This is a genomic window from Streptococcus parasanguinis, from assembly GCF_001578955.1.
Classification (GTDB): domain Bacteria; phylum Bacillota; class Bacilli; order Lactobacillales; family Streptococcaceae; genus Streptococcus; species Streptococcus parasanguinis_U.
Genome location: NZ_KQ969702.1, coordinates 1 through 1,249, shown reverse-complemented (window position 1 = coordinate 1,249; position 1,249 = coordinate 1). Strand labels below are relative to the sequence as shown.

The window sequence follows — 1,249 nt, the reverse complement described above, 5'->3', positions numbered from 1 at the left end:
ATTCGTCTTTCGTTTGAGTCACTTTAGATGAATCTTTTGTTTAAGTAATCGTAGAACCTTCCAAAACCATCTGCTAGAGATACAGTATAGTCGAATTCAACAGATGTATCTGTAATGTTCAACGTTGGTTTTAAATCTTTCCATGCCTCAGGATAGATCAACTTGATAGCCGAATCATCATTGTCAAAATCTTTAAAGGCTAAGCTACGTTCAAGAGCTGGTCGGAAGTCGATGGCTTGCCATTTTCCTTCAATTGGAACGGGGTCTTTTTGAGTAGTGCTTCCTTTACGTTTGAAGTGTAGTTCATAGTGAACTGGAAGATTATTTTTCTTCGCTTTTCCGTCAATCGTGACATAAAGCATGTCGTCTTTTAATTTGTAGTGATATGTGTTTGGCGAAACGCGATTTTCACCGAATGAGAAGAAGAATGAGTTTGCTACTGAAAGTCCTTCATCAAAGGTCATTGTTTTGGCACCTTGATCAATAGAACCCGTTGCTTCGTAGCTAAACACGCCAGTATCTTTATTCATGCTGACTTTGTATTTCTTAAAGTCGCCTGCAAATCCTTCATGAGAGTCATACATGATTTTTTTGAATTCTTCTTCAGTCTTGCCTCTAGCTTCTGTTGTGACAGTGGAGAAAGCTTTAATAAAGTTATCAATGTTATAGTCGTATTTAATCGTTGCCGTATTGTTTTCAATCTTCATGTCCATTTTGAAGTCTTTAACAGATTCAAGCAAGTGTGCAAAGTGGATTCCATGGAGGGTATAGGCACCGATGGATTCCGTTAAAGCATCGAGAGTATCGACTAATTCCCATTCGCCATCAATCGTTTCGACTTTTGCTGTTTCTGTTTTAGCAGCATTTTTAGAGCCACTTTGTTTTTGAGAACAAGAAGCTAGTAGGAAGACTGAGAGCAGAGCAACGAATGCTAAAAATAATTTTTTATAACGTCTAATCATCGCTAGACCTCCTTAAAATAGATGATTGTATTACGCTTATATTATACGTTCAACACAATTGTTTTGCAAGGGCTTTCAAATGAATCACAAATTTGTTTTGTAACTTGACCGATTATTCAACATAAGAAACGGAAAAATTGTATGTAGCAGAGTCCCCAATAGATGAGATTCTCAAGGCTTCCTAAATTATTTTTTTGCACACAAAAAAGCCCCTTGAGAAAATGAACTGCACCCCAAAAGTTAGACAGAAAAAAATCTAACTTTTGGGGTGTTTTTATTATGAAATT

At 36.6% G+C, this 1,249-nt stretch carries 1 protein-coding gene; it reads right to left on the bottom strand.

What is annotated here, in order from left to right:
- Nucleotides 1-23: 23 nt before the first annotated feature.
- The gene (locus SPADD19_RS10800) at nucleotides 24-962 is read right to left on the bottom strand and encodes a hypothetical protein (protein ID WP_241496592.1); all 939 of its coding nucleotides are present in this window, start codon (nucleotides 960-962) and stop codon (nucleotides 24-26) included.
- Between the last annotated feature and the right edge of the window lie 287 nt (nucleotides 963-1,249).